Source organism: Actinotignum schaalii (genome assembly GCF_028864145.1).
In the GTDB taxonomy this organism is placed as follows: domain Bacteria; phylum Actinomycetota; class Actinomycetes; order Actinomycetales; family Actinomycetaceae; genus Actinotignum; species Actinotignum schaalii_B.
Genome location: NZ_JARBHJ010000055.1, coordinates 1 through 7420 on the forward strand (window position 1 = coordinate 1; position 7420 = coordinate 7420).

General features: G+C 59.0%; 7 protein-coding genes. 3 read left to right on the plus strand and 4 right to left on the minus strand.

Going from position 1 to position 7420, the window contains the following annotated elements; all coding sequences use genetic code 11:
* Nucleotides 1-165: 165 nt before the first annotated feature.
* The 3 genes from groL to PWJ82_RS09230 form a co-directional block, all read right to left on the minus strand.
* Nucleotides 166-1788: a chaperonin GroEL gene (groL, locus tag PWJ82_RS09220; RefSeq protein WP_016443292.1), complete on the minus strand. Its 1623-nt coding sequence runs from the start codon at nucleotides 1786-1788 to the stop codon at nucleotides 166-168.
* 321 nt (nucleotides 1789-2109) lie between these two features.
* Entirely contained in the window at nucleotides 2110-2736 is a 627-nt protein-coding gene (locus tag PWJ82_RS09225; RefSeq protein WP_274736369.1) for a LytR C-terminal domain-containing protein, read from the minus strand.
* A gap of 96 nt (nucleotides 2737-2832) precedes the next feature.
* Entirely contained in the window at nucleotides 2833-3168 is a 336-nt protein-coding gene (locus tag PWJ82_RS09230) for a DUF3263 domain-containing protein (protein ID WP_274736370.1), read from the minus strand.
* 1 nt (nucleotide 3169) lies between these two features.
* Here PWJ82_RS09230 and PWJ82_RS09235 point away from each other — a divergent pair, with 1 nt between their 5' ends.
* Both PWJ82_RS09235 and PWJ82_RS09240 read left to right on the plus strand, forming a co-directional pair.
* On the plus strand, nucleotides 3170-3838 hold the full coding sequence (locus tag PWJ82_RS09235) for a uracil-DNA glycosylase (RefSeq protein WP_274736372.1): 669 nt from the start codon (nucleotides 3170-3172) through the stop codon (nucleotides 3836-3838).
* A gap of 132 nt (nucleotides 3839-3970) precedes the next feature.
* Nucleotides 3971-5482, plus strand: coding sequence for a hypothetical protein (locus PWJ82_RS09240; protein WP_274736374.1), 1512 nt, complete (start codon nucleotides 3971-3973; stop codon nucleotides 5480-5482).
* Nucleotides 5483-5494: 12 nt separating this feature from the next.
* Here the strand turns inward: PWJ82_RS09240 and PWJ82_RS09245 are convergent, their stop codons facing one another.
* Nucleotides 5495-6190, minus strand: coding sequence for a hypothetical protein (locus PWJ82_RS09245; protein WP_274736376.1), 696 nt, complete (start codon nucleotides 6188-6190; stop codon nucleotides 5495-5497).
* Between the two features lie 526 nt (nucleotides 6191-6716).
* On the opposite strand from PWJ82_RS09245, the gene PWJ82_RS09250 reads away from it, so the two are divergent.
* Nucleotides 6717-7316 carry a hypothetical protein gene (locus tag PWJ82_RS09250; RefSeq protein ID WP_274736378.1) on the plus strand — a complete coding sequence of 200 codons (600 nt, stop codon included), beginning with the start codon at nucleotides 6717-6719 and terminating at the stop codon, nucleotides 7314-7316.
* The last annotated feature ends 104 nt before the right edge of the window (nucleotides 7317-7420 follow it).

The window sequence follows — 7420 nt, forward strand, 5'->3', positions numbered from 1 at the left end:
AACCCCGGGCGGTCCAGTCGGGTGGGGCGTGTGGGTTTGCCCCCGCCCGACCGTCGAACGGGGGGGCGGGTATTTTTTTGGATACATTAAAAACCAGGGGGGCCCCCCCATCGTTGCGAACCCCCCCCCACCCCAAGGTTGACACCTTAGCTTTGCGGTTTAGGTTTAGTACATGCCGCCCATGCCGCCGTCACCCTGCGCGGCCGGAGCCGGCGGTTCGGGCTTGTCCGCCACCACGGCTTCGGTGGTGAGGAACAGGCCGGCAATGGAAGCCGCGTTCTGCAGCGCCGAGCGGGTCACCTTGACCGGATCCATCACGCCCGCCTCCATGAGGTTGACATATTCGCCGGTGGCCGCGTTGAGGCCCTCGCCCTTGGGGAGGTTGCGCACCTTCTCGGCCACCACGCCGCCCTCGAGGCCGGCATTGCTGGCGATCTGCTTGAGCGGAGCTTCGATAGCGTAGCGCACGATGGCCGCGCCGGTCGCTTCGTCACCCTCGAGCTTGAGGTCGGCGAAAGCTTCCTTACCGGCCTGGATAAGGGCCACGCCACCACCGGCGACGGTGCCTTCTTCCACGGCCGCCTTGGCGTTGCGCACGGCGTCCTCGATGCGGTGCTTGCGTTCCTTGAGTTCTACCTCGGTAGCCGCACCGGCCTTGATAATCGCTACGCCACCGGCAAGCTTGGCCAGGCGCTCCTGGAGCTTCTCGGTGTCGTATTCGGAGGTGGAGTTCTCGATCTGGGTGCGGATCTGGGAAACGCGACCGTCGATCTGCTCCTGGTCGCCAGCGCCGTCCACGATGGTGGTGTTTTCCTTGGTAACAACCACCTTGCGGGCACGGCCGAGGAGCGTGAGATCGGTGTTCTCCAGCTTGAGACCAACGGACTCGGAAATGACCTGGCCGCCGGTGAGGATGGCCATATCCTGGAGCATTTCCTTGCGGCGATCACCGAAGCCCGGGGCCTTGACGGCCACGGAGCGGAAGGTGCCGCGGATCTTGTTGACCACGAGGGTGGCCAGCGCTTCGGATTCCACATCCTCAGCGATGATGAGGAGCGGGCGATCTGCCTGCATAACCTTTTCGAGAACCGGGAGGAGTTCCTTCTGGTTGGAGATCTTCGAATCCACGAAGAGGATGAAGGGATCTTCCAGAACGGCTTCCTGGCGCTCGGCGTCGGTCACGAAGTAGGGGGAGAGGTAGCCCTTGTCGAAGGACATACCTTCGGTGAGCTCAAGCTCCAGCTCCAAGCCGGAGGACTCTTCCACGGTGATGACGCCTTCCTTGCCGGCCTTATCCATGGCTTCGGCGATGACCTCACCAATTTCCTGGTCACCGGCCGAAATGGCGGCGGTGGAGGCGATCTCTTCGCGGGTATCAACTTCCTTCGCGTCCGCGAGGAGGCGTTCGGTCACGGCCTTGACCGCGGTATCGATGCCCTTCTTCAGCGCGATGGGGTTGGCGCCGGCGGCCACATTGCGCAGGCCTTCCTGCACGAGGGCCTGAGCGAGAACAGTTGCGGTGGTGGTGCCGTCACCGGCGATATCGTCAGTCTTCTTGGCGACTTCCTTGACGAGCTCAGCACCGATACGCTCGTAGGGATCTTCCAGCTCAATTTCCTTGGCGATGGACACGCCGTCATTCGTGATGGTGGGGGCGCCCCACTTCTTATCGAGAACGACGTTACGGCCCTTGGGTCCCAGCGTCACCTTGACGGTGTCCGCGAGGAGATTGAGGCCGCGCTCCATGGAGCGGCGTGCTTCCTCATCAAAAGCAATGGTCTTTGCCATGCGATATTCCTCCAGAATCACTGTGGCCGGTGCCCGCGACGGACGACTTCCCGCGCGAAGCCTTTCTTCGCTCACGGTCAGCCTCACCAACCAGGTGGACTTATCACTCACATACTCGGAGTGCTAACAGAGATTCTGGCACTCTCTAGGCGTGAGTGCAAGCTGTGGTTCAGGTACGACGACGCAGCAGCCACCCGCCAGAAAAACGCGATATGCCCGCAATTCCGCGCACCTAGCTCCGGATGAGCGTCCCGAAAACTTGAGTGGGAAGCGCTCAAGTTTTAGCGACTGGCGAAGCCGGGAATCTTGACGTGCGGTTCTTTAGCCGCGGGTATCTCCCGCCAGCACGACGACGATGCTATCTCCGCTCGCGCTGGCGTTTTCAACGAAATCGGTGATTCCCAATTCGGCACCAATGGCTTCCACGGTGGGTAGATCAGCGGCCGCCGGATAGAAAATCTGGGAGTGCGCCGGCGCCGCGTGCTGGTAGTTACCGATCGAGGTGGTAGTGAAGCCAGCTTCGGTGAGTTGGCGCTGGTGGGCGGCGGCATACCCGGAAATCCCGGAGGCGTTGAGGATGAGGGTGGAACGGTTGTGATCCACCTCAGCGGCCGGAGTCGGGGAAGCTGATGGTGAAGCTTCTTCCGCGGGCGCCGGTGCCTCCGAAGCGGGAGCAGGGCTGCCTTCCGCGCCCGATCCTTCAGTGCCCGCTTCGGGCGCTGGCGTTGCGGACTGGGCCGGTGCGCTCACGCCCGGTTTCTGGGAGGGTGGCGCTACTGAAATCTGGTTCATTTTGACAATGCCGTACCCGAGAGCCGGGGCAAGAATGAGGATAGCGATAAGCGCGATCCACCACTTTGCCGAGGATTCGCGCTTACGGTGCGCCCCGCGGGTTGTGCGCTGACGCGCCGCGATATCAAATTCGTCTACTGGGTACTTTCCTGCCACACCGTTAGCCTAGCTGTTTTCAGCTGCACAATCAGCGGTGACGCGGCACGCAGCCGCCATGAATTACGCGCTACCCCGCGCTCGTCACGCAGCGCGTCACTCGCCGCGGCCGCCGCGTTCCTTATCGCGCAGATCCCGCAAACGGGTAATAGCCCGCACCACATCCGGATACTCCACTTCAGCACGCGGGTTATTGAGGATGCCGGACAGAATAAGGTAGTAGCGGGTGGGAGTCATGCCCAAGGCCCGAATTGCCTCAGTTTTCGTGCGGTACACGGCCCGCCACCGCATCTCCGTGGTGAGGACGCGCAGCTCGTCGTCGTGCAAGGCAGGCCCGGCACCGCGCAGGAAATCCTCCCAGGTAGCTTCTCCGCTACCCTCGCTCGAAGGCGCGCCCGCAAAAGGAGGTTCCTCACTCCGGTACTCTGACACTATGCAGCCTCTTTCCGAAATCATCAGCCCCGATTGGGCCCGGGCTCTTGCCCCTGTTGAACCTATCATTCACGAGATGGGAACGTTCTTACGCGAGGAGAACGCGGCCGGGCGCGGCTATCTTCCCGCGGGCAAGAATGTGCTGCGCGCTTTCACGTATCCCCTGGATGCCGTCAAAGTGCTCATTGTGGGGCAGGACCCCTACCCCACCCCCGGTAATGCGGTGGGACTCTCCTTTAGCGTGGCGCCGAATGTTGCCCCGCCGCGCTCGCTCGTCAATATTTTTCGGGAATTGCACGACGACGTTGGTGCCCCGCTTCCCAGCAGCGGTGACCTCACGCCGTGGTGCGAACAGGGTGTGATGCTGCTCAACAGAGTGCTGACCGTGACCCCCAATAACGCTAATTCCCACCGGGGGCGCGGCTGGGAGAAGGTCACCGATCACGCGATACGCACTCTCGCGGCGCGCGGGAAACCGCTCGTAGCAATTTTGTGGGGCCGCAATGCCCAGGAGCTGCGCCCGCTGCTGGGAAACACCCCGGTCATCGCCAGTCCGCACCCCTCGCCGCTTTCCGCCTCCCGCGGTTTCTTCGGCTCCAAGCCTTTCTCGCGGGCCAATGCACTTCTGGCCGAGCAGGGTGCCAGTCCGGTGGATTGGCGCCTGCCCTAGGAACCCGAACATATTAATTTACTAAGGCGTAGTATGAAACTAAGTGCGGGATTCCCACCCGCATATCACGCCGTTTCTCATGTGGTTTCACAGTTGACGCCGCATCGGGAATTATTTTCCACGGGGGTATCCATGGCCACTCACGCAGCCACTTTCGGGCGTCTTGCCCTTGCCGCCGCGCTGGCCGGCGCCGGCATTTTCCTTCCCACCACCGCGACAGCGGGTGGGCCTGACCCGCGCCTCACCGTTGCCGGAAACGTCGTGAATCTTACCGGTGGCGGAGTAAATTGCCATGGCGGGAATACCTGCGTGGAGAAGGTGGGCGACGTCGCCCATGTGAGTTACACGCTTCAGGTAGCCCGTCTCCTGGGATCTTCTGATCATGTCCAGAGCGCGCAGGGCGTGGCTGTTTTTGTTCCTACGGTACTGGAGAACGTACACATCACGGTCACCGGTGTTCCGGACCACGCCACTCTCGAGACCCTCCAGGCGCAGCCTGATTTCGATTGGGAAAGTCGCTGGACGGTCCCCATCAAGCCCGTGGATCAGGAGCTGCCCATCTGGAATGTACGCCGAGGCGAGCAAGGGGCAGTTACCGTTGATCCCGAGCTCAATCCCGGCCGGGATCCCGAAACTTTCCCCTGGTATCCCCATATCGGGCCGGATTTCGAGGATATGAATCTGGGTGTGTGGCATATGAAGGCCGATAGAGCCGTGTCCACAGATCCGCCGTCGTACCAGGCCTACGACGGCGTGGTCGGGAATATGGCTCTGTACGACGAATATTCTTTCGGACTGCGAGGCCCGGGCGTCTACACGCTCCGGGTGGAAGGTGATGTGGCGGTGCAATCGGAGGTAACCGTACTTCCCGTGCGGGCCACGAATAAACTATGGAAATGCTCGCAGGAAGGCGGCGGGCCCGGTTCGTATATCGAAGGCTGCCAGAGTCTACAAGAATTTGAGTGGGGCCGCATGGGTGATCTGCCCGTCTATTCGCTCAGCGATCCGGCGGTGAATGCCGCGGCACGCGAAAGGGTGACGGATGCCGGTCTGACCGGCTCTCCGCAATGCGTGGTCACGAAGGAAACCGGGCGCAGCGATCTTATCGGGACAGATATTGAAGGCTCATTAGGGGCAGGCGATTGGTATGCCTACACCTATGCCCTCTACGCCAATCCCGCGGTCACGTATGACCTCAGCGGTATTGGTGAGGACGGCTGCGATCAGGCTGCCGCGGTGATCACGCTATGCGAACAGCCGGAGCCTTCTGAATCGCCGGAACCGGAGCCGTCCACTACACCAGCACCGGAACCCAGCGACCGAAGCGTTCCCCGCCCGACGCCGTCCACGCCCGCGCCGCCGGTTTCTACCCCTACCGTTCCGGCTACTATCGGCACTCCTATAGTTCCGAGCACTCCGATTTTTCCCAGCACACCGCCTTCGGTGAGCACGCCTGCGCCTACGCCACCGACAAATGTGCCAACCCAGCCCAGCACCACCCCAACTCGGACGGCGAACATGCCCACGCCGCGCCCAACGCCGCTACAATACACCGGAGCGGACTCTGCCGCAGGACTGGCACTCGCGGCGCTGTTGGGCGGGGCCGGATTAGCGCTCGCGGCCTGGCGCAGGTTTCGGGGCTAAAGCCGGGCTTTCTCAGTATCCCTTTTGAGTAGGCAGCTGCGGAACCGGGTTGGGAGTAACAAATCGCCCGACCGCTAATGCGTTGAGTTCCTGCAATTCAGCAGGGTGGGAATCATAGTAATTTTGGTGGTTCCGGTACGCTTCGGCGGCCAACCGATTACGCATTTCCTGCCACGCCTCCGGCCACCGCGGATCTTTCGGTTCAATTTTCCCAACCGTGAAGCACCTTACCCGCATCTCCTCCAAAATCCGCAGGCATGCCAGGGTGTAATCAAAACGGTTGATACCCAAAGCAAGAGGTCTCTTATTACAAGTAAAGACTCCGAAAGATACACCCGCGAAAGTCACCCGTGTTATCTCCGAGAAATAAATCTCCCGATAAAAGACCGGCGCAAAGCTGGACCACACTTTTTGATTATCTACACCAAAACGCCGCTTGTACCCCATCCACAGAAACCAAGAACAAAAAACCATCAAACCGGAGCAACAAATAATTCCGATAGTGGCATCATCAGGACGACTCGCCTCATCAGCGGTTGCTAACGCAATAACCGTTATAGCCATAACAATTAAACCCGGCCACCCAAAAGCAAACCAAATTTTAGCTTGGGAAAATACCCGCGGCTCGCGCGGATATTTACTTATTTTCCGCAAACGGCGCTGGATCCCGGGCGCCGCAGCAGTAAATGCACCAACTGGAAGGGACATAGAAACCTCCATAACCAGGAGCCGCTGCGGCTACCGCGTCTCAGTCAAATGATCGATCAGACGCGGCTGCCAATACCACGCACTACCCACCACTAACGATACGATACGACAACGGAACCAACCACAGAGCATGCTTCTTCTGCCACATGAGAGCACTTAACCCCATATGGTGTTGCTGGGTGTGCCTTAAAAATAAATCGCATTTTTTCAGAACTGCACGCCAAGAACCACCGCACGAAAATCAATCACATTAAATGCACCTGACCATTCAGAATAAACCATGTCCCTACCAGAAAACACCAGTGAGCACACTATGTGCCTCTCATTTCCCCAGCCGTTTCCCTCAGCCCGATACGATTCAGGTTATAATTCCTAATATATTGAGCAATCTCAACGAATTTATCTACGCCTTTGGCGTAGCCCAAATTCAGCTTCGGGATAGTCCAGTGTTGGGTATCCACAAGAGTTCAGAATAAGGGGCTCCGCCACACCTCGTATTTTTACCAACACTACGAATGGATAAGACATGAAGAAATCAATAGCAGCGTTCGGGAGCGCCGCTCTTGCTGTTGCGCTCGCCGGGATAGGTTTGCTTCTACCCACCACTGTTAGTGGCTCCGATATGCAGTGGGGCCGTGGTATTAATTCCCTGACTGGCGGCGCGGTTAACTGCCAGGGCGGCGATACCTGTGTGGAGAAAGTGGGTGACGTCGCCCATGTGACCTATACAGTACAGACCACTCCCCTAGTTCTATCCTCTGACCATATTCAAACAACACGAGGCACCTCCATTTTCGTACCCTCCGTACTGGAAAATGTGAAATTCACTCTCACCAGTGTCCCGGATCGTGCCTGGGAGGTTGCGGAGAATTCTGATCTTCGCGTAACAACTACGATTCCCGTAAGAAGCGTGGAACAAGACATTCCCGTTATTGAGGTTACGCGCGATTCCTCCGGTTGGCTAGAAACGCCGGACAGCGGCGGAGTTATTTCCACCGATTTCACCGATCCAAACTTTGGGATATGGCGTACCCCGGCAAGCACCGCAAAGGCAGGTGAAGAACCATCGTATCTTGGCTATAGCGCGCCGGTAAAAAATATGGAGATGTACGACGAATACGGGTAAATAGACAGAAATGGTTGCTAATACCCGGACTTTCCCTTGCTATACCAACAGAAAGTCCGGGTTATTGAGCTTTTCGACCTCAATAACCTTGCATGCTTGACAAA

Excerpts from the sequence above, each read along its gene's own strand:
- PWJ82_RS09240 (WP_274736374.1), top strand. The coding sequence starts at position 3,971 with ATGGCCACTCACGCAGCCACTTTCGGGCGTCTTGCCCTTGCCGCCGCG.
- PWJ82_RS09245 (WP_274736376.1), bottom strand. The coding sequence starts at position 6,190 with ATGTCCCTTCCAGTTGGTGCATTTACTGCTGCGGCGCCCGGGATCCAG.
- PWJ82_RS09250 (WP_274736378.1), top strand. The coding sequence starts at position 6,717 with ATGAAGAAATCAATAGCAGCGTTCGGGAGCGCCGCTCTTGCTGTTGCG.
- groL (WP_016443292.1), bottom strand. The coding sequence starts at position 1,788 with ATGGCAAAGACCATTGCTTTTGATGAGGAAGCACGCCGCTCCATGGAG.
- PWJ82_RS09235 (WP_274736372.1), top strand. The coding sequence starts at position 3,170 with ATGCAGCCTCTTTCCGAAATCATCAGCCCCGATTGGGCCCGGGCTCTT.